The organism is Xanthobacter sp., from assembly GCF_041911315.1.
Lineage (GTDB): Bacteria > Pseudomonadota > Alphaproteobacteria > Rhizobiales > Xanthobacteraceae > Xanthobacter > Xanthobacter aminoxidans.
This window is the reverse complement of sequence record NZ_JAYRPE010000086.1, coordinates 33,657-53,158: the sequence shown is the minus strand read 5'-3', so window position 1 is coordinate 53,158 and position 19,502 is coordinate 33,657. Positions and strand designations below refer to the sequence as shown.

Genomic DNA, 19,502 nt, shown 5'->3' with positions numbered 1-19,502 from the left:
TCGCCGGAAACGGTGGGAGGACGCGATGGGCTTCAGGAAGGTGGCGGAACTCGACGCGCTGCGCGACGGCGGCGTCACCGGCGTCGAGGTGGATGGTGTCCCTATCGCCTTGTTCCGTATGGGAAATGAGGTTCACGCCACCCACGGCATCTGCACCCACGCGCTGGCCTTCCTGAAGGACGGCTATGTCGAGGACGGCACCATCGAATGCCCGCTCCACCAGGGCGTCTTCGACATCCGCACCGGCCGTGCCCTATGCGCCCCTCTCACCCAGGACCTCGCCACCTATGCCGCCAAGGTGGAGGGCGGCGCGGTGTTCGTGGACCTCGATAGCGCCAGCGAGAACCCTTCTGCCGCCGGACCGCTGGAAGAGGTTCAAGTAGCTGAAAACACAGGCGGAAGCGCCCTGCCTCTGGTCATCGCCGGGGCCGGGCAGGCCGCCGCCGCCGCCATCCGCGCAGCACGGGCGGCCGGTTTTTCGGCTCCCATCCACCTCGTCGGCGCCGAGCCGCATCTGCCCTATGAGCGGCCCCCGCTGTCCAAGGAAGCGCTTGGCGACGCCTTCGATCGCGTGTCCGCCTGCCGTCTTCCCCCCGCCGACGTGGCGGCGCTGGGCGTGACCTTCCATCCGGGCGTACGGGTCACAGCCGTCGATGCGGAGGCGCGGGTCGCAACCCTCTCGGATAACACGCAAATCCCCTATGGCACCCTGCTCATCGCCACCGGCGGAACGGCCCGGCGCCTCGGTATTCCCGGCGATGATCTGCCGGGTGTTCACCACCTCAGAACCCTTGAGGATGCGCAATCCATCGCCGCCTCCCTGGCGTCCGCCCGCACCGTTGCCGTGGTCGGCGGCGGCTTCATCGGATTGGAGCTCGCCTCTGCCGCCCGGGCGCGCGGCCTCAAGGTCGTGCTGCTGGAGCGCGAGGGCGAGCTGATGTCGCGCCTCCTGCCGCCGGCCCTCGGCGCGGCCTTCCGCCGGCTTGCCGAAGCCCATGGCGTCGAGGTCCGACGCGACGTGGCGTTGGAGGCCATCACTGCGCGGGACGGGGCTCTGGCCCTTGCGACCACGAGGGGCGAGATCGTCGCCGACACCGTGCTCGTGGGGGTGGGCCTTGTGCCGGAGACCGACCTTGCAACCCTTGCCGGCTGCGAGGTTGCGGGGGGCATCGTGGTGGATTCGGCGGGCCGCACCACAGTCGAGGGCATATGGGCCGCTGGCGATTGCGCGCTCCATCATGCGCCCCTCAATGGCCGGCGCGGCCGGCTCGAAAGCTGGCAGAATGCCGAGGAACAGGGCGCCGCTGCGGGCCGCAGTATTGCCGGTGACGATACCGCCCGCGCCGACAAAGCGCCGTGGTTCTGGACCGACCAGTTCGGCCTCAACATCCAGATGCTGGGCGTGCCCGGAACCGGCGACGAGGTGGCGCTGACCGGCACGGACGGCACTGCAGGCGCGGTCTATCGCACCCTCGCGGAAGACGGGCGCGTGACCTCTGTCATCGCCTTCTCCGACGCCGCTGCCATCCGCGCGGCCCGCGCGGAACTGGCGTCCGACACCCCCTTCGACTTTGCCGCCCACGGCGCGCGTCTTCTTGCGCCCCAAGAAACCAATCCTACGCCAATCGATCCCGAGGAGGACGACATGAGCGCGAGCCCCGACGTCCAGTTCGCCAAGAAATACGTGTGGCCGCAGGAAGGCCTCTCCATCATCCCCGACTGGGTCTACACCGACGAAACCGTGTACCAGCGCGAGGTTGAGCGCATCTTCCACGGCCGCACCTGGAATTTCGTCGCGCTGGAATGCGAGATCGAGAATCCCGGCGACTTCATCCGCTCCAACGTCGGCCCGACCCCCGTGGTGGTGGCCCGCGCGGAAGATGGCACGATCCACGTCTTCGAGAACCGCTGCGCCCATCGCGCGGCCGAGTTCTGCCGGGATTTGTCGGGCAATGCCAAGGAGTTCGTCTGCCCCTATCACCAGTGGTCCTACGATTTGAAGGGCAACCTCGTGGGCGTGCCCTTCCGCCGTGGGGTGGACGGCAAGGGCGGCATGCCGAAGGACTTCAAGCCGGCCGACCATGGCCTGAAGCAACTCAACGTCACCACCCATCGCGGCGTCGTCTTCGCCTCCTATGCCGACGGCATGGAGAGCTTTCCCGAGTATCTCGGACCTGAGGTGCTGCGGGAGTTCGAGGCCACCTTCGACGGCCGCAAGCCCAAGCTGCTGGGCCATTACCGCCACAGCCTGCCGGGTAACTGGAAGCTCTATCACGAGAACCTCAAGGACCCCTATCACGCAACCCTGCTGCACACCTTCCTGGTCACGTTCGGCCTGCTGGTCGCGGGCAACAAGTCGCTGATGCTGGCGGACCCTTCGGGCCGGCACGGCGTGATGGCCTCCGCCAAATCGGACACCACCCACATCGACGCCGACAAGAAGAAGGAAATGCGCGCCTACAAGGAGGGCATGACCCTCGAGGAGCCGCGTTTCATGGACTTCATCGACGAGTTCGACAGCCCGTGGTCTGTCACCATGGCGACCATCTGGCCGAACCTCATCGTGCAGCGGGAGATGAACACGCTGGGCATCCGTCACATCGTGCCGACCGGTCCGAACGAATTCATCATGAAATGGACCATGTTCGGCTTCGAGGGCGACGACGAGGAGATGACCCGCCATCGCCTGCGCCAGGGCAACCTCATGGGGCCGGCCGGCTTCCTGGGGCTGGAGGACAACGAGGCTATCAAGTTCGTGCAGGATGGCATGCTGGGCGTGCCGGGCGGCGAGCATCTCGTAAAGCTCGATCCCGGCACCGAGGCGGGCACCGCCGATACGCTCATTTCGGAAGCGGCCATCCGTGCCATGTACCGCCACTGGCGCGACGCCATGGGCATCGCCTGAGGAGGCGCGAACATGCTGAACCCTTCAAGCGCCAACGCGCCTTCCCGTGACGATCTCATCGATGCGCTGCTGCTGAAGGCAGAGGTGGAGGCCTTCAACGAGGCCTATGCCTCCGCCCTCGACGAGCAGCGCCTCGCGGACTGGGCCGAGATGTTCACCGTCAACGGCTTCTACAACATCATCTCGCGCGAGAACTACGACCGGAAGCTCCCCGTAGGCCTCATCTATTGCGAGAACCGCGGCATGATCCGCGACCGCGCCTTCGCGCTGGAGAAGACCGCCATGTTCGCGCCGCGCTATCTGCGGCACATGGTGGGCAATCTGAAGGTCGCCGAGGCGGCGGATGGCAGCATCGACGCAACCGCGAACTATGTGGTGTTCCAGGTGCTGTTCGACCGGCCGGACGCCACCATCCATCAGGTGGGTCGCTACATCGACCGCTTCGTGCGGGAGGAGGGGGGACTCAAGCTCGCCTCGCGCATCTGCATCTATGACAGCCTGCTCATCGACAACGCCTTGTGCATCCCGGTGTGAGCATGGAACGTCACATCGGAGAGAGCGCGGTCGCGCGCCTTGCTGTGGCCCATTCTTCCGGCACGCAGAGGGTGATGGAAACGGTTGAAGGTGCGCTGGCACGTGCGGAGGCGGCGCAGGCCGGCTTCAACTGCTTCGCCACCCTCGATGGCGCGGGGGCCCGCGCTGCTGCCGCGGACATGGACGCCCGCATCGCCGCCGGGGAGACGCCGGGGCCGCTCACCGGTGTGCCGGTCACGGTCAAGGACATTCTGGACTGTGCCGGCCTGCCGACACGCTGGGGATCGCTTCTGTTCGCCGAAGCCCAGCCCGCGGCCTCGGATATCGCTGCCGTGGCGCGGCTCAGGGCGGCGGGCGCCATCATCATCGGCAAGACGACGACGACGGAATTCGCCCATTCGCCGCTCGGGTCGTCGCCCCTTACGGGCCTGACGCTCAATCCCTTCGCGCCGGACCTCACCTGTGGCGGGTCCTCCTCCGGTGCCGGAACGAGCGTCGCGCTGGGGGTGACACCGGTATCGCTCGCCACCGACGCCGGCTGCTCCAGCCGCCTGCCTGCCGCCGCGACGGGGACCTATGGCTTTAAGCCCACCCTCGGCCTCGTGCCGCACGAGCGGGTGCCGGATGCCTTCGGCAGCTTCATCCATCTCGGGCTGATCGCCCGCAGCGTTGCAGATATCGCTGCGACGCTGCCCGTGATCGCAGGACCGGTGCCGGCTGATCCCTGGAGCCTGCGGGCACCCCCGCTCGCGCCGGCCGCGGCAGGTCTGGAGGGTGCCCGCGTGCTCCTGTGGATGCGCGCCGGCAATGCCCGCGTCTCACGCGAGGTTGAGGCGGCGACCTGGGCGGCTGCGCGCGCACTGGAGCGGCTCGGCGCAGTGGTGGTCGAGGAGGACTACGCCCTCGTCGCGCCCGATCCGATCTGGAGCACCCTGCAGCAGACCAATTGGGCGCTGCGTTTCGCCTCGACCTCCGCAGAGGATTTCGCGCGGCTGTCGCCGGCGCTGCGGGCCGGGGTCGAGGCCGCGCGGGGCTTCAGTGCGCTCGACCTGATGCGGGCGCAGGTGGCCCGCGCCCAGTTGTTCCGGGGCGTTCAGGCGAAGTTCGCACAGTACGACTTCATCCTCACCCCCTGCCTCTCAGCCCCGCTGGTGGCGGCGGACTTCGACCTTTCGGAGCCGCTGGTGATCGACGGCGAGGCGGTCGGTCCGCTCCGGGCGGAATGGACTTCGGCCCTGTCCCTGTTCGACCTTTCCGGCCACCCCGCGCTCGCCGTTCCGGTTGGGCTTGCGGAAAATGGCGGTCCGCTCGCCGTGCAACTGGTGGGACGGTGGAACGCCGACATGGCGCTGCTTTCGGCCGCTGCGGGCCTTGCGGCCGAGATGCCCCCGCCCGCCTGTCCCGCTGTGGGGCTTTCCATCTGAGATCTCCCGCAGCCGGGCGACCGGCTGCGGGAGATGCGTCCTATTTCCCGGATGCGATACGGCTGGACAGGGAAGTATCGATCAGGTCGTTGGTGAAATAGCTCGGGGCAGCCTGACCTGCAGGCACCAGCCCGCCTTCCGCCAGCACTTCCAACGCCTTCGTCCAATCGGCCTCGGCCATGATGCCCATGGGCTTGTCCTGGGTGGCCGGGGTGGAGACGAAGCCCTTCAGCACGTCGATCTGCTGCCGCAGGATGGTCGGATTGAGCTTTGCGTTCGGGCGCGCTTCCATGATGGCGGCAACGGCCTCGTCCTCGTGCCCGTTCATGATGTAGGTCCACATGCCGGCAACGATGCTGGAGAAGCGGCGCAGCGCGTCGGCCTTGGCCGCGATGGTCTTCTCCGTTGCGAACAGGCCGAAGCTGGGGAATGTCAGACCGTAGGTCGTGAAGTTGATGGTGTTGGACGGGCGCTGGGCATTCACCACCGGCAGGATGAACGGCACGGTGGAGAAGACCCCGTCCGAGCGCCCGGCCATGTAGGTGCCGCCCTTTGCGGATGCGTCCACCGCAACCAGCTCGACGTCCGAGCGCTTCAGGCCGCCTGCCGCCAGGAAGCGATCGATGAAGGGTGCCTCCAGCGAGCCCGCGGTGAAGGCGAGCTTCTTGCCCTTCAGGTCGGCCGGACCGTTGATGCCGCTATCTTTCGGAACGAGCAGGCCGATGTCGTTCTGACGCACGAAGCCGGCAATGGCCTTCACCGGCAATCCCTTGGCGCGTGCAATGGCCATGGGCGCGAGCGAGGCATGGCCCACGTCGTACTCGCCATTACCGACGATCTGCACGGTGGACACGGAGCCGTTGCCATCCACCAGCTCCACGTCGAGCCCATTGGCAGCGAACAGGCCCTTCTTCGCAGCAAGGTGGAAGGGGGCATGGTTGCCCCACGGCGTCCAGTCCAGCCGGACACGGATCACATCCGCTGCATGCGCCGGCAATACAGTCAGCATACAGCCTATAATTGATGCAAGGAGGGTCGGGGCAGACAGTCCAAACATTGGGTTGATCCTTTTTTGATGCTGTTTTTCTGTGTTCCTGCCTCACGGGAAAAGCCCGTATCGAGCGTGGTGCAGTGTGGTACACTGCACGAAACGTGCCCTTGGTAGGAAGCCTCTTCCCGAGCGGGAGTCGACAAAAGGTGCTGGCGCTTGCCGGCGCGCCGGTGGTTGTGCTCCCATCTCTTCCGGCCAGGGCGTCATGCAGCGCAATGCAGTCTCGCGCCGCCGATCGAGGAAGATGGAAGGTGAGGCCTTGAAGGGGAAGGACATGACGGCTTCCGGCGCCCTGGACGCAAAGTCCGCCCCCGGTCGAGACGCGGCGCGTCGGCGGAGTTTGGAGCGAAAGATCCAGGAGCCCAAGACGTCCCCGGAACAGCGGCTGGCAGATGCGCCGAAGCAGGCCGTCTCCTCGGTCGGGATGGATGCAAAGGTGCAGGAGATGCCTCCCCTGCGCGATGCTTCCTCCCCAACCATGCCGCTTTGGGAACGTCCGGGCTATCTCGTCCGCCGGCTGCACCAGATCCACTCCGCGATCTTCCTGGAGGAGTGCAAGGCCTTCAACATCACGCCTGTGCAGTACGGTCTGATGACCACGTTGCTTCAGCATTCCGGCAGCGACCAGCGCACCATCGGCGTCGAGGTGGGCATCGACCGCACCAATGTCGCGGATGTGCTGGAGCGGCTTTCCGAGCGCGGCCTCGTGCGTCGTGAGCGCTCGGAGACGGACCGGCGCGCCATGAATGCCTTTCTCACCGAGCAGGGACGGGCGTTGGTGGGCGAGATGTATGGCGCCATGGTTCGCGCTCAGCAGCGCCTGCTGGAGCCGCTTGACCCGGAATATCGCTCCGCCTTCCTCGCCATGCTGACCCAGCTGGTGGAGGGCAACAATCACTACAGCCGCGCCGAGCTGAAGGTCGATTTCAAGGTCCGCCGCCGTCGAGGTCAGGAAGAGGAGTGAGCGAGGGTCGGGCCGCTGGCGGCTGCCGCTCGGTCCCGGTTTCGAGCGCCTCCATTTGACACGTCGCAGGGCGGACGTAACTATATGGTTAGATAACTCACGGCGGGTTGCCCCGCTGATGAGATCTGCCTCGCCCTGATGCGCGCCAACGCGTTGGGGCGGAAGCGAATCGACAAGGCCCGCACATCATACGGGCTGGGTGGAGCGGGAGGATAAGATGGCGCTCAAGGCGAAATTTGGCGCGTGGCTGGGTGGGGCGGCGGTGCTGTTGTGCACCACCCTTTCGGCCACGGCGGCGGACAAGGTGACGCTGCTGCTGAACTGGTACAATTACGGCGAGCATGCGCCCTTCTACCTCGGCATCGAGAAGGGATACTTCCCCGCCGAGGGCATTGAGCTTTCCGTGGAGGAGGGCCGCGGCTCCGGTGCGACCGTTCAGGCGGTGGCGGCAGGCTCCGCGACGTTCGGCTATGCGGATTTTGGCACCATGGTGAAGGCGGCCGTCAAAGGCGCGCCCATCAAGGCCGTGGGCATCATGCTGCAGAAAAGCCCCATGGCGGTACAAGGCTTCGCGGACAAGAACATCCGCACCCCCAAGGACATGATCGGAAAGACTGTCGTCTATACACCGGGTGACAGTTTTTCCCAATTGTGGCCGGCACTTCTGAAGGTCAACGGCATTCAGGAGAACCAGGTGAAGGTCATCACCGGTGATGCCGCCACCAAGCGCAACGCGGTGATGTCCGGCCAGGCGGACTTCCTCCTCGGCAACGTCAACGACCAGAAGCCGCTGATCGAGGAAGCCACCGGGAAGCCTGTCTACGCCATGCTTTTCGCCGACTTCGGCGTCAACACGGTGAACGGGTCCGTCATCGTGCGGCCGGATCTTCTGGAGAAGAATCCCGACCTCGCCAAGCGTTTCCTGCGCGCGTTGCAGAAGTCCATCGCCGAGGCCAAGGCTAACCCGCAGGCGGCGGTAGACGCCATGCTGAAGGTGAACCCAAAAGCCGGTAAACGTGAGACCCTTCTTGCGAGCTGGACTGTCACCCTGCCGCTGCTCCACACCGCGCTCACCGAGCAGAAGCCGCCGCTGTGGACGGACCCCAAGGATATTTCCGGCACGCTGGAAATACTCACAAAATACTCGGGCGTGGACCTCGACCCCGCCCAGGGTGCGAAGTTCTACACCAACGACTTCCTGCCGAACTGACAGCGATATCGGTGCTGTCAGGCCCCCTTTCACCAGGGGTATCGGTGCCGTTCGGGAGCGAGTCAGTCGAATGATGCCAGGGTCCCCGCCGCGCGCGGGGGCCGAGCCGTCGCCAGCCCGGACCAACCCGCACGCGCAAAACCACCTAACCGGATAGTTATCACGAGGAGCCCCCATGGTCGCCGGCACCGCCCGCCTCTATGCCATCATCGGCGATCCCGTCGGCCATGTGCGCACGCCGCTCGTGTTCAATGCGTATTTCGCCGACCACGGCATCGATGCCGTCTGCGTGCCCATCCACATCCGCCCGGACGAACTCGAAACCGCGATGGCGGGTCTCAAGGCCATCGCCAATCTGGATGGCTTCATCGTCACGGCGCCGCACAAGGCGCGGGTGGCGGCCATTGTAGACCGGCTGGTGGGGGACGGGGATAAGGTGGGCGCCGTCAACACCGTGCGGCGGGAGGCGGATGGCAGCTTCACCGGCACCATGTTGGATGGCCACGGCTTCGTCGCTGGCCTCGCCAAGGCGGGCTGGGGGCCGGAGGGAAAGTCCGTCTACATCGCCGGCGCCGGCGGGGCGGCGAGTGCCATTGCCTTCGCGCTGGCGGGGGCGGGCATGGCGCGGCTCACGATTTTCGATCGCACGCCGGCCATCGGGCAGGCGCTGCTCGCGCGGGTGAAGGCGGCCTACCCGCACATCGAGACGGCGTTCGGCACGCGCGACCCCTCCGGCCATGATCTGGCGGTGAATGCGACGCCGCTGGGCCTTGAGCCGGATGATCCCTTCTCCTTCGATGTGGAGAAGGCGGATCCTTCCACCCTCGTCGCCGAGGTGCTGATGAAGCCCGAGACGACGGCCCTCCTCCACGCCGCCGCCGCGCGCGGCCGCGCCATCCACCAGGGCAAGCACATGCTGGATGGCCAGCGCGACCTGATGATGGCCTATTTCGGCCTCGCGCCACAGGCGACACCATGAGCCCGGAAGACGCCGCCCGCCTCGCCGGCCTGCTCCACGCCGCGCGGCAGGAGGGCCGCCTCGTCGATCTGCCCTCCGACGCCCGCCTGCCCGCGACGCCGGAGGAGGCCTACCAGGTGCAGGCGGAGATCGTCCGCCTGTCCGGGGAAGAGATCCTTGGGTGGAAGGTGACCGCGCTGAAGGAAGAGGATCGCGCGGCCTATGGCGGCACGCGGCCCGTCGCCGGCCCGCTGCTCTCCGGCTGGGTGTTTCCGTCGCCTGCGGAGGTGCCGCTCTCCCGCTTCATCGCGCCGCTGCTGGAATGCGAATTCGCCTTCCTGCTGGGGCGGGACCTCCCCCCGCGCGAGACGCCCTACACGCTGGAGGAGATCGCCGACGCGGTGGCCGCGCTCATCCCCGCCTTCGAGATCGCCGATGGCCGCGTGCCCCCGGAGGCCCCCGGCGCCCTGCGCCTCGCCGACAGCATGGGCAACGGCGCCTTCATCCCCGGCCCGCCGGTGACCGACTGGCGCGCCCTCGACCGCGCCGGCCCCGTTACGCTCGTCATCGACGGCATCGAGATCGAGACCGGCAGCGGCGCCCGCATCCTCGGCGACCCCCTCAAGGCCGTCCAGCACCTCGCCAACGCCCAGCCCCTGTGCGCGCCCCTGCTGGCCGGCCACATCATAACCACCGGCACCGCGACGACGCCGGTGCGGCTGGAAGGGGTGGGCCGGGTGGAGGCGGATTTTGGGGCGGTGGGGAGGGTGGCGATTATGGCAGAAATAGCTAAGGGAAGCGTGATCTCGCCGGTCTAGTCAAAAGAGTACGCACTTGCTCTACTCCGTCGATCGATTCCGAGGGGGAAGCCGTGCGTCTGCTTGATACCCACATCATCCGGTTTCGCCGGTTTTACGATTTGACGATTCAGAACGTCCCGGCAAGCGCCAGATTGGTCGTTCTAGCTGGTCCAAACGGATGCGGAAAATCGTCGTTCTTCGACGCTCTGTTTCTGAAATACAAAATCGACACCGGGCAAGGTTGGTTCGACGATAGAAAATACTACGATCGCCCACAAGATGAAGCTGTCGATATGCATTCGAGGGTCTCTGTGACGACAGAATGCGGTAGGAAGTTTTCTCGCGGAAATCTGTATGTGCGAACTGCATACAGAAACGATCATGAGTTTGCCATTAGCTCCCTTTCCAGGCAGGGTCCAGTACTTGATAAAATGTCATTTAGGAGAATTATAGAACCCGATGCGACAGTAAGTATCAACTACCAGCGCTTGGCTGCCCAGGCTATGGAAGACGTCTTCGTCAACGAGGCGGAGGCGACGACGATGGGCAGTTACCGGGAAAAGCTGATTGGGGAAATTAGAGCGCCGCTCAAGCGATTGTTTCCTGATTTAACGTTTACAGGAGTCGGAAATCCTCTCGATCAGGGTACGTTCCAGTTCGATAAGGGTAAATCAAAGGGTTTTGACTACAAAAATCTCTCCGGCGGCGAGAAGGCGTCCTTTGATTTGATTTTGGATCTTGTTATAAAGAGGCGCAGTTATCCCGATGCGATATATTGCATCGATGAGCCCGAAACTCACATGAACACGCGGCTTCAAGGCGCGCTGCTTGGCGAGCTCGTTTCCTTGCTTCCGGGAAGCTCCCAACTTTGGATCGCTTCCCATTCGATCGGAATGATGCGGAAGGCGCGTGAACTGTATGATGCCGATTCGACATCGGTAGCCTTCATAGATTTTGGCGGCCACGATTTCGACCAAGCCGTCACGCTCTCGCCTAGCAGGCCTACCCGCGCCTTTTGGGAAGGCGTGATGCACGTAGCTCTTGATGACCTCTCGGCATTGGTGGTGCCTAAGCAGGTGGTGATCTGCGAGGGTGATCAGCTGGGCGCGGTGCATGGAAAGAACATCGAACACGATGCCCGGATTTACGAAGCTATCTTTGGTGATGAGATGCCGGACACGGTGTTTATATCGGCCGGAAATTCAAAGGAAATACAAAATGATTTCATAGGTTTAGCAGCTGTGCTTCCGAAGCTGGCTTCTGGTATAAAAATATTTCGACTGATCGACCTGGATGACCATGGCTCATCTGATGTGGCGGACTTAAAAAGGAATGGTATACGTGTTCTGAGCCGCCGGCACCTTGAGGCCTATTTGTACGATGACGAGGTTCTAACTGAGCTGTGTATTTCAGTTGGTAGGCCAGAAGTGGTGCAGGAATTGCTCGCCGCCAAAGCCGCTGCTATCGAAAATGTAGTGAAGTCGGGCTATCCCGCTGATGACATGAAAAAAGCGGCAGGTGCAATCTATGTCGCGGCAAAGAAGTTACTTTCATTGAGGCAGGTGGGGAACGACGCCCGCGCTTTCGCCCGAAACACTCTGTCGAAGTTAATAAAACCTGGCATGACTATTTACTCCGAGCTGCGGAAGGACGTTTTCGGGGCTTAACCAGACCGCTCCTCCCCCCTTCAAAACCGCCCCTCCCGCCCCTCCTGAAACGCCGCGATCCCCTCCTGCCGGCCCCGGTCGCTCATGCAGATCACGTGCAGTTCGTTCTCGTGGCGGATGCCGGCGTCCAGCGGCATGGAGAGGGCGGCGCGGGTGGCGGCTTTGACGGCCTGGGTGGCGAGGGGGCTGAAGGTGGCGATGCGCTGGGCCAGTGCGGTGGCGTGGGCGTCGAGGGCGTCGTCATCAATCACCTCCTCCACGAGGCCGATGGCGCGCGCGCGCGCCGCATCGATGGTGTCGCCGGAGAGCAGCAGGCGCATGGCCTGCCCGTAGCCCACGAGGCGCGGCAGCATCTGGGAGGCGCCGCCGCCGCCCACCCAGCCGCGCGTCACCTCCGGCGCGCCGAATTTAGCGGATGTGCCGGCGATGCGGATGTCCGCCCCGAGCGCGATCTCCAGCCCCCCGCCCAGCACCCAGCCGCGCAGGGCGGCGATGACGGGCTTTCGCATGTCGCGCACCACGGCGGCATATTCGATGCGGTTGCGGAAGGCCCAGAGGTCGGTGATCTCACCCAGCGCATTCATGTCCGAGCCGGCGGAAAACGCCTTCTCCCCGCCGCCCGTCAGCAGCACCACGCGCACTTGATCGTCCGCATCCAGCGCCGCGCAGGCTGCCGCGAGGTCGCGGGCCATGGCGGGGGTGATGGCATTGTGCTTGCGCGGCCGGTCGATGACGAGGCGCGCCACCGCCCCCTCGCGCGTCACGCGGATGGCGCCGTCGGTGTCGCTCATGCTCCCTCTCCCTCGCGTGCGCGGGCGGAGCGGCGCTCCACCTCCTCGAAGATGGCGGAGACATCGCGGTCCGTGCCGCCATGGGCCATCATGTCCGTGAACAGGCCGGTGAGCGTGTCGAGCAAAGTGAGGCTCAGCCCCATCTCCCCCGCCAGCGCCTGCGCCGTCCTCAGGTCCTTCAATTGATATTGCGCCGGGGAGCCGGGCACGAAATCCCGCGCCGCCATGCGCGCACCGTGGAGGTTCAGCACCTTGGAATCGCCGAAGCCGCCCATCAGCGCCGTGCGCAGATTGGCGAGGTCCGCCCCGCCCTTGGCGGCGAAGGCGAACGCCTCCGCGACGCCGGCCATGGCCGCGCCGACGATGATCTGGTTGGCGAGCTTGGCGAGCTGCCCCGTCCCCACCGGCCCGATGCGCGTCGCCCGGCCCATGGGGGCGAAGAGGGGGGAGAGGTCCGCGATGGTGGCGTCATCGCCCCCCGCAAGGATGGCGAGGGTGCCGTCCCGTGCCCCCACCTCGCCGCCGGAGACGGGCGCGTCCACGTATCGGATGCCCCGCGCGGCGGCTTGGGCGGCCTGCGCCCGGCAGGTCTCCACGGGAATGGAGCTCATCACCACCAGCGCCGCGCCCGGCTTCAGGGCATCGAGCGTGGCGCCGGCGAACAGCACCTCGTCGATCACCGCGCCGGTGGAGAGCATCACCACCGCCGCCGCCGCGCCCTTAAGCGCTTCGGCTGGCGTCTCGGCGATGGTGGCGCCATATGCGAGAAGCGGCTCCGCCTTCGCCCGGCTGCGGTTCCAGGCGGCGACTTTGAAGCCGGCCTCGGCGAGCCGCCGCGCCATGTGGCCGCCCATGATGCCGGTGCCGAGGAAGGCGATCCGCGCGCCGGGTGCGATCTCCGCCATGGTTTCCTCCCGAGAGACTTAAGCGGTCTTCGCTCAGGCGCCGCGCGGGCTTGAGCGTTTCAAGCGGTCTTCGCCGCCTTCTTCACCGCCGCGAGCTGCTTGAATTCTTCGGACTTCTTGTAGAACGCATCCAGTGGATAGCAGCCGGAGACGATGCCGTTGCGCGGCGCCGAGGTGCAGTCGGAGAAGGTGCGGCACACCTTCTTCTTCTGGAAGGGCCGGCCGTGAAGCACGTCCAGCGGCAGATCGGGATAGGAGAGCACCATGCGGCCGAGGCCGACGACATCCGTCCAGCCCTGCCGCACCACCGCCTGCGCCACGTTCGGCAAAAACTCCTGAAGATAGGTGTAGCCGGAGCCGATGAGGGTGAAGTCCGGGAAGCGTTCCTTCAGCGCCCGCACCACCTCCAGATGGCGCATGACGCCCAGAAGCGGGTCTTCCGGCGGCTGGTAGCCGTCGGACGGCGGATAGCTCGCGGGGCGGGTGAGGTGCGGATTGTAATAGGGGCTGCCGAGGGTGACGTTCACGAGGTGGATGTCGAGCGCGCGCAGCACCTCGAACACCTCGAAGGTCTCGTTGAGGTCGTAGGCCGTGGGGTCGCCAGCGTCGGTGCCGAAGCCGTAGACGTAGGGCAGGGCGCCGGCCGCGCTTTCCGGCACGCCGGGGCCGAGAATGCCGGGCACGCTCGCCGCCGGATCGGGCCGATAGGCGATGAGGTCGATGGCGGAGAGGCGCACGCCGAACTTCAGCCCGGGGCAGGCGGCGCGGATGCCGGCGGCCAGCTCGCGCAGGAAGCGGGTGCGGTTCTCCAGCGATCCGCCGAAGGCGCCGGGGCGAGTGCGGGCGGAGAGGAATTCGTGGCCGAGATAGCCGTGGCAGTGCTTCAAATCCACGAAATCGAAGCCGCAGGCCTGCGCGCGCTTCGCGGCGATGATGTAATCGTCGATGAGCCGCCAGATGTCGTCGTCCGACAGCACCGGATAGTCCTCCGGGATGCCGAACTTCCGGTCGAGCACCGGGTGGCGATAGAGGATCTTCTGCTCGAACTTGCGATTGTCGTTCGGCTTGCAGAAGCGCCCCGAGTGGGTGAGCTGAAGGCCGATGACGAGATCGTCGTCGTTGCCGGTGGCCTCCCGGTGCGCCGCGATCACCGTCTCGCGCAGGCCGGCGATGGCGGATTGCGTCGCCTCGCTCATGACAAGCTGGAGCGGGTTGGCGCGGCCGTCATGGCGCACCGCCACCGCCTCCCCGCCATAGATGAGCTTCGCCCCGCTCTCGCCGAACCGCCGCCAGCGGCGAATGGTGTTCTCTGTAGGCGCGCCCTCTCGCGTGCCGTCCCAGCCCTCCATGGGGTGGATGGCGAAGCGGTTGCCGATGGTCATGCCATCTACGGTCAGGGGCGCGGCCAGCGGCTGGTCGGGGCCGTGGGCGACGATGTCGTCGCAGGGCATGTCCGCGCCCAGCTCTGCGAGATGCGCGCGAAAGCCGGCGACGCCGTGGAAAGAGGTGATCTTCGGGAAATCCCCATACTTCATGGAGGGCTCCTTGGGGTGTTTCTCGGGGCGTTTCTGGTGCGGGCCTTGCGCCGGGCGTTCTTGTTTATGTAACTGGTTAGTTAATATGGGTGAGGCGGGGCTGTCAATGCGGATGGCGTGGGGAGGTGGCCGGTGGGAAGGGGTGGTGCGAGGGGGCGGCCATGCTCCCGATCCCGCGAGGGGAGGGTGCTTGGGCATCGAGGGGCGTCACCCGCTGAGCCGGTGTCATGCCCGGGCTTGTCCCGGGAATCCACGTCGGGCCGAGGGGACGATGCGTGGAAGGCGTTCCCGGCCGCACCACGTGGATGGCCGGGACAAGCCCGGCCATGACGGTTGAGGGTGAGCGAAGGACGGGTATTGCGCCGCGGCAGGCGCTTCTATTCAACCGCTCCGGGCCCGCTCGCCCCTCCGCCCTCTCATACCCTCTCGATATACCGCGTCACCACATCCACCACATGCCGGCGCCGCGTGGCGCGCTCGTCGGCTGTCGCGAGGTCGCGGCCGAAGGCGGTGGAGAGGGTGGGGTTGTTGGAGAAGTAGAAATAGCTGATGGCCGAGATGGTGAGATAGAGGTGCAGCGGATCGATGCCGGGCCGCAGCGTGCCGTCGGCCGCGCCGCGTGCCAGGATGGCTTCCAGCCGGGCGATGAGGGAGATCTGCATCTCGCGCAGGCGCAGGGAGCGGCGCAGATATTCGCCCCCCAGCATGTTCTCGCTGTTGAGCAGCGGGATGAGGTGGGGGTGCTGGGCGGGATAATCGAACTTGAATTCGGTGAGGCAGGTGATGGCCGCGAGCGGGGCCATGGCCTCCAGCGCCAGCTCGGCCTCGGCGACGCGCATGTCGGTATAGACGCGCTCCAGCACCGCCAGATACAGGTCTTCCTTGCTGCCGAAATAATAATAGATCATGCGCTTGTTCGCGCCGGCCTCCTCGGCCACCACGTCCACCCGCGCCCCGGCGAGGCCCTTGGCGGCGAATTCCGCCTCGGCCGCTTCCAGGATGTTCAGCCGCGTCTTGTCCGCATCCCGCGTCGCCGCCTCGCGCTGCGGGGCGGCGGTGGAAGCGCGGGCCGCCTTGCGGGCGGGAGGGGATGCGGGCATCGCAGGTTCCGGAACAGGCGGCGTGACAGGAACGGACCCGCTCAAGCGCTGAGTCTTGCGCCGGGCCCGCGCGGCGAACGTTGCGACACGGCGAGCCGCTGTTCAAGTCCGATCGATTGCGGAAGGAACAGCGCGGCATCCATGGGTCGCAAATCCCCGGCGATGTCCGGGCGGAAATCCATGTGCGCGAGCACGTCGCGCTCCATGTCGATGCCGGGGGCGATCTCGATCAGCTCCAGCCGGCCGGAAGCGCCGCGCCGGAACACGGCCCGCTCGGTGACGTAAAGCGCCTCCTGCCCGATGCCCGCCGCGTAGGCGCCGCTGTAGGTGAGCTGCTGGAGGCGATCCACGAACTTCAAGTCGCGCCCCTCCTTGCGGATCACGGTGCGGCCCTCCGGCCAGGCCATGTCGAGCCCGCCCGAGGTGAAGGTGCCGGAGAAAACCACCTTCTTGGCGTTCTGCGAGATGTTGATGAAGCCGCCGGGGCCGATGATGCGGTCGGAGAAGCGCGAGACGTTCACCGAGCCTTCCGCATCCACCTCGGCGAAGGAGAGGAAGGCAATGTCCAGCCCGCCGCCGTCGTAGAAATCGAACTGGTAGGGCTGGTCGATCATGGCGTGGAAGTTGCGGCTGGCGCCCACCTCGTTGCCGCTCGCCGGCGCGCCGCCGATGAGGCCCTGTTCGTTGGTCAGGGTAATGGCATCGAGGCACCCTTCCTCCGCCGCCACGGTGGCGATGCCAGTGGAGATGCCGGAGCCGAGGTTGCACACCGCCCCCGCATAAAGCTCCAGCGCCGCGCGCCGGGCGATGACCTTGCGCGGGTCGAAGGGCAGGGGCGCGATGGCGGAGAGCGGGATCTTCAGCTCGCCGGCATAGGCGGGGTTGTAGTCCGAGACATAGGTCTGCATCTGGTCGGGATCGACCACCACCACGTCGACGAGAATGCCGGGGATCTTCACCATCTTCGGGTTCAGCGTGCCGCGCCGGGCGAGGCGCTTCACCTGCACGATGACGATGCCACCGGCGCGCTTGGTCGCCTGCGCCATGGAGATCATCTCGCCGAAGATGGCCTCCTGTTCCATGGAGATGTTGCCGTCCTCGTCCGCCGTGGTGCCGCGCAGGAAGGCGATGTTGGGCACGAACGGCTTGTAGAAGAGCCATTCCCGCCCGGCGAGCTGAACCACCTCCACCAGGTCTTCCGTCGCGGACGGGCTCTGTCGCCCGCCGCCGAGGCGCGGGTCGATGAAGGTGTTGAGGCCCACATGGGTCACAAGGCCCGGGCGGCCGGAGGCCATTTCGCGGGTGAGCTGGGAGAGGGCGCCCTGGGGCAGGGTGTAGGCCTCGACGCGGTCCTCCAGCGCCATCTTCTCCACCGGCGGGGAATCCACCAGCGTGCCGCAGACCACGCGCTTCAACAGGCCGTCATGGGCGAGGTGGCCGACGCCGCGGGTCTTGCGATCGCCGAGGCCCACGGGATGCACGGTGGTGAGGCCGCGCGGCGCGCCTTCCTTCAGGAAGCGCTCGGCCACGGCGGCGATGAGGGTGTCCGGCACCGCATGGCCGCCGCCCGAGCCGCCGATGAGGATGGTGTCGCCACTCTCCACCAGCCGCGCGGCTTCCTCCGCGCTCAGAACGCGCATCGCCATGCCGATCCTCCCCTGCCATTCCGCCCATGCCGCGGGGCCGCCGGGCCTTCAGGCGCGGGGCTCCGTCTTGCTTAACTCACTAGTTAGTTATATGTCTCGATCCGTCCATCGTCAATTCGCCCCGTGCCGCGCGGGCGCGCCCTTGTGCGCGCCTCCAGGGCGGACGCGCGGCCCAACGCCACCGGATCGACCATGAGCCATTTCGAGACGCAGGACGTGCTCAGCGTCCATCACTGGACCGACACCCTGTTCAGCTTCCGCACCACCCGCAGCCCGGCGCTGCGCTTCATCAATGGCCAGTTCACCATGATCGGGCTGGAGGTGGATGGCCGGCCGCTGGTGCGCGCCTATTCCATCGTCTCGCCCAACTATGACGAGGAGCTGGAATTCTTCTCCATCAAGGTCCAGAACGGCCCGCTCACCTCGCGCCTCCAGCACCTGAAGGTGGGCGACCGCATCCTGGTGGGGAAGAAGCCCACGGGCACCCTCATCCACGACAATCTCCTGCCCGGCCGCACGCTCTATCTGCTCGGCACCGGCACGGGGCTCGCGCCCTTCCTCAGCATCATTCGCGATCCCGACACCTATGCGCGCTTCGACAAGGTGGTGCTGGCCCACGGCTGCCGCACGGTGGCGGAGCTGGCCTATTCCGACTACCTGACGAAGGAACTGCCCAACGATCCCCTCCTCGGCGAGGAGGTGCGGGAACGGCTGATCTATTATCCCACCGTCACCCGCGAGCCGTTCCGCAATCAGGGCCGCCTCACCGACCTGATGACATCAGGCAAGTTCTTCACCGACATCGGCCTGCCGCCGCTCGACAAAGAGCACGACCGGGTGATGCTGTGCGGCAGCCCCGCCATGATCGCCGACATCCGTGGCCTGCTCGATGGGCAGGGCTTCGCCGAGGGCAGCATGTCCGAGCCGGGGCACTACGTGATCGAGAAGGCGTTCGTGGAGAAGTAGACGGCGCCCCGGAGGAATGGAGCCGAAGCGCGCGCGGGCCTATCGCGGCGTCCGCGGTTTCACGTCCCTGAACAGGCGCTCCGCCATGTAGTCGATGAAGACGCGCAGGCGCGGCGACACCAGACGGTTAGACGGCCACAGAATGCTGAATTGCCCGGGATCGGCGAGATGCTCGCCGAGAACGGTGTGCAGCAGGCCGTCCGCCACCGCATCCCGCGCCAGAAATTCCGGCATATAGGCGATCCCCAGCCCCGCAATCGCCGCCCCGCGCAGGGCCTCCATGTTGTTGCAGGTCAGGGGCGAGGGACGACGGAAGGGATCGACCCCGTCCGCGTCCCTGAGGGGCCATGTCTGCAGCTTGCCCGAGGTCGGGAAGCGGAAGCGAAGGCAATCGTGCCGTTCCAGATCCGGGGGAGCGTGCGGGATGCCGTTGCGCTCGAGATAGGCGGGAGAGGCGCACAGCACGAAGCGGAACGGGCCGAGGCGACGCGATATCAGGCTGGAATCGGTCAGCGGACCGCTGCGGATCACCGCATCCAGTCCCTCCTCCACTACATCGACGAGACGATCATTGAAGTCGATGTCCAGCTCGATGTCGGGATAGCGCCGCCGGAATTCCGGGATGACCGGCAGGAGGAAGCGGTAGCCGATCGTCGGCGCGCCGACACGGAGCCGGCCGCGGGGCGCGCGCGTCGCAGCCGACAGCATCGCCTCGGCGTCGCGCAGATCGTCCAGAATGCGGCGACAGCGCTCGTGGAAGGCCGCGCCTTCCTCGGTGAGCGAAATGCGCCGTGTGGTGCGATGGAACAGCCGCGCACCAACGCTGTCTTCCAGCTTGGCGATGCTCTTGCCGACGGCGGAAGCGGATATGCCGAGCACGCGGGCCGCCGCCACGAAGCTCTGATGCTCCGCCGCCTGCACGAACGCCGCGATGCCGCTCAAACTCTCCATGCACGCATATTGGGGAATTTTTCTCCGTAATCAACGGACATCAGAGCCATTTATCGCGCTATCACTCCGCGATAATTCCGGCTCGGCGGCTTGAT

At 66.1% G+C, this 19,502-nt stretch carries 16 protein-coding genes; 9 read left to right on the top strand and 7 right to left on the bottom strand.

Annotated features, from left to right (window positions below):
• Positions 1-25: 25 nt before the first annotated feature.
• From ACE3QW_RS24520 to ACE3QW_RS24510, 3 genes are all read left to right on the top strand, one after another.
• Positions 26-2,905: an FAD-dependent oxidoreductase gene (locus ACE3QW_RS24520; protein ID WP_374254659.1), complete on the top strand. Its 2,880-nt coding sequence runs from the start codon at positions 26-28 to the stop codon at positions 2,903-2,905.
• Positions 2,906-2,917: 12 nt separating this feature from the next.
• Complete coding sequence (locus ACE3QW_RS24515) at positions 2,918-3,439, top strand: aromatic-ring-hydroxylating dioxygenase subunit beta (protein ID WP_374254657.1); 522 nt, start codon at positions 2,918-2,920, stop codon at positions 3,437-3,439.
• A 74-nt stretch (positions 3,440-3,513) separates the two neighbouring features.
• The gene (locus ACE3QW_RS24510; RefSeq protein ID WP_374254655.1) at positions 3,514-4,863 is read left to right on the top strand and encodes an amidase; all 1,350 of its coding nucleotides are present in this window, start codon (positions 3,514-3,516) and stop codon (positions 4,861-4,863) included.
• 40 nt (positions 4,864-4,903) lie between these two features.
• Here the strand turns inward: ACE3QW_RS24510 and ACE3QW_RS24505 are convergent, their stop codons facing one another.
• The gene (locus ACE3QW_RS24505; RefSeq protein WP_374254653.1) at positions 4,904-5,839 is read right to left on the bottom strand and encodes an ABC transporter substrate-binding protein; all 936 of its coding nucleotides are present in this window, start codon (positions 5,837-5,839) and stop codon (positions 4,904-4,906) included.
• A 520-nt stretch (positions 5,840-6,359) separates the two neighbouring features.
• Here ACE3QW_RS24505 and ACE3QW_RS24500 point away from each other — a divergent pair.
• The 5 genes from ACE3QW_RS24500 to ACE3QW_RS24480 all read left to right on the top strand — a co-directional run bounded on the left by ACE3QW_RS24500 (position 6,360) and on the right by ACE3QW_RS24480 (position 11,513).
• Positions 6,360-6,878 carry a MarR family winged helix-turn-helix transcriptional regulator gene (locus tag ACE3QW_RS24500; protein ID WP_374254651.1) on the top strand — a complete coding sequence of 173 codons (519 nt, stop codon included), beginning with the start codon at positions 6,360-6,362 and terminating at the stop codon, positions 6,876-6,878.
• Positions 6,879-7,095: 217 nt separating this feature from the next.
• Positions 7,096-8,088 (top strand): ABC transporter substrate-binding protein, encoded by a 993-nt coding sequence (locus ACE3QW_RS24495; protein ID WP_374254650.1) that lies wholly within the window; start codon positions 7,096-7,098, stop codon positions 8,086-8,088.
• Between the two features lie 175 nt (positions 8,089-8,263).
• Positions 8,264-9,067 (top strand): shikimate dehydrogenase, encoded by an 804-nt coding sequence (locus ACE3QW_RS24490; RefSeq protein ID WP_374254648.1) that lies wholly within the window; start codon positions 8,264-8,266, stop codon positions 9,065-9,067.
• Positions 9,064-9,864: a 2-keto-4-pentenoate hydratase gene (locus tag ACE3QW_RS24485; protein WP_374254646.1), complete on the top strand. Its 801-nt coding sequence runs from the start codon at positions 9,064-9,066 to the stop codon at positions 9,862-9,864. Before ACE3QW_RS24490 ends, ACE3QW_RS24485 begins: the two co-directional genes overlap by 4 nt.
• A 53-nt stretch (positions 9,865-9,917) precedes the next feature.
• Positions 9,918-11,513 (top strand): AAA family ATPase, encoded by a 1,596-nt coding sequence (locus ACE3QW_RS24480; RefSeq protein WP_374254644.1) that lies wholly within the window; start codon positions 9,918-9,920, stop codon positions 11,511-11,513.
• 20 nt (positions 11,514-11,533) lie between these two features.
• Here ACE3QW_RS24480 and ACE3QW_RS24475 read toward each other — a convergent pair whose 3' ends face one another.
• From ACE3QW_RS24475 to ACE3QW_RS24455, 5 genes are all read right to left on the bottom strand, one after another.
• Complete coding sequence (locus tag ACE3QW_RS24475) at positions 11,534-12,304, bottom strand: enoyl-CoA hydratase/isomerase family protein (RefSeq protein WP_374254642.1); 771 nt, start codon at positions 12,302-12,304, stop codon at positions 11,534-11,536.
• The gene (locus tag ACE3QW_RS24470; protein ID WP_374254640.1) at positions 12,301-13,209 is read right to left on the bottom strand and encodes an NAD(P)-dependent oxidoreductase; all 909 of its coding nucleotides are present in this window, start codon (positions 13,207-13,209) and stop codon (positions 12,301-12,303) included. The genes ACE3QW_RS24475 and ACE3QW_RS24470 overlap by 4 nt, the downstream gene beginning before the upstream one ends.
• 59 nt (positions 13,210-13,268) lie before the next feature.
• A complete protein-coding gene (locus tag ACE3QW_RS24465; protein WP_374254638.1) occupies positions 13,269-14,744 on the bottom strand; it encodes a hypothetical protein in 1,476 nt (491 codons plus the stop codon).
• A gap of 416 nt (positions 14,745-15,160) precedes the next feature.
• Positions 15,161-15,844 carry a TetR/AcrR family transcriptional regulator gene (locus ACE3QW_RS24460; protein ID WP_250165237.1) on the bottom strand — a complete coding sequence of 228 codons (684 nt, stop codon included), beginning with the start codon at positions 15,842-15,844 and terminating at the stop codon, positions 15,161-15,163.
• Between the two features lie 41 nt (positions 15,845-15,885).
• Positions 15,886-17,490, bottom strand: coding sequence for an acyl CoA:acetate/3-ketoacid CoA transferase (locus ACE3QW_RS24455; protein WP_374254636.1), 1,605 nt, complete (start codon positions 17,488-17,490; stop codon positions 15,886-15,888).
• A 192-nt stretch (positions 17,491-17,682) separates the two neighbouring features.
• Between ACE3QW_RS24455 and ACE3QW_RS24450 the strand changes: the two genes are divergently transcribed.
• Complete coding sequence (locus ACE3QW_RS24450; protein WP_374254634.1) at positions 17,683-18,456, top strand: ferredoxin--NADP reductase; 774 nt, start codon at positions 17,683-17,685, stop codon at positions 18,454-18,456.
• Between the two features lie 39 nt (positions 18,457-18,495).
• On the opposite strand, the gene ACE3QW_RS24445 is transcribed toward ACE3QW_RS24450, so the two are convergent.
• On the bottom strand, positions 18,496-19,407 hold the full coding sequence (locus ACE3QW_RS24445) for a LysR family transcriptional regulator (RefSeq protein WP_374254632.1): 912 nt from the start codon (positions 19,405-19,407) through the stop codon (positions 18,496-18,498).
• Positions 19,408-19,502 lie beyond the last annotated feature (95 nt).

Coding starts and splice junctions, on each gene's coding strand:
- ACE3QW_RS24520 (WP_374254659.1), top strand. CDS start 26: ATGGGCTTCAGGAAGGTGGCGGAACTCGACGCGCTGCGCGACGGCGGC.
- ACE3QW_RS24515 (WP_374254657.1), top strand. CDS start 2,918: ATGCTGAACCCTTCAAGCGCCAACGCGCCTTCCCGTGACGATCTCATC.
- ACE3QW_RS24510 (WP_374254655.1), top strand. CDS start 3,514: ATGGAAACGGTTGAAGGTGCGCTGGCACGTGCGGAGGCGGCGCAGGCC.
- ACE3QW_RS24500 (WP_374254651.1), top strand. CDS start 6,360: ATGCCTCCCCTGCGCGATGCTTCCTCCCCAACCATGCCGCTTTGGGAA.
- ACE3QW_RS24495 (WP_374254650.1), top strand. CDS start 7,096: ATGGCGCTCAAGGCGAAATTTGGCGCGTGGCTGGGTGGGGCGGCGGTG.
- ACE3QW_RS24490 (WP_374254648.1), top strand. CDS start 8,264: ATGGTCGCCGGCACCGCCCGCCTCTATGCCATCATCGGCGATCCCGTC.
- ACE3QW_RS24485 (WP_374254646.1), top strand. CDS start 9,064: ATGAGCCCGGAAGACGCCGCCCGCCTCGCCGGCCTGCTCCACGCCGCG.
- ACE3QW_RS24475 (WP_374254642.1), bottom strand. CDS start 12,304: ATGAGCGACACCGACGGCGCCATCCGCGTGACGCGCGAGGGGGCGGTG.
- ACE3QW_RS24470 (WP_374254640.1), bottom strand. CDS start 13,209: ATGGCGGAGATCGCACCCGGCGCGCGGATCGCCTTCCTCGGCACCGGC.
- ACE3QW_RS24465 (WP_374254638.1), bottom strand. CDS start 14,744: ATGAAGTATGGGGATTTCCCGAAGATCACCTCTTTCCACGGCGTCGCC.
- ACE3QW_RS24460 (WP_250165237.1), bottom strand. CDS start 15,844: ATGCCCGCATCCCCTCCCGCCCGCAAGGCGGCCCGCGCTTCCACCGCC.
- ACE3QW_RS24455 (WP_374254636.1), bottom strand. CDS start 17,490: ATGGCGATGCGCGTTCTGAGCGCGGAGGAAGCCGCGCGGCTGGTGGAG.
- ACE3QW_RS24450 (WP_374254634.1), top strand. CDS start 17,683: ATGAGCCATTTCGAGACGCAGGACGTGCTCAGCGTCCATCACTGGACC.
- ACE3QW_RS24445 (WP_374254632.1), bottom strand. CDS start 19,407: ATGGAGAGTTTGAGCGGCATCGCGGCGTTCGTGCAGGCGGCGGAGCAT.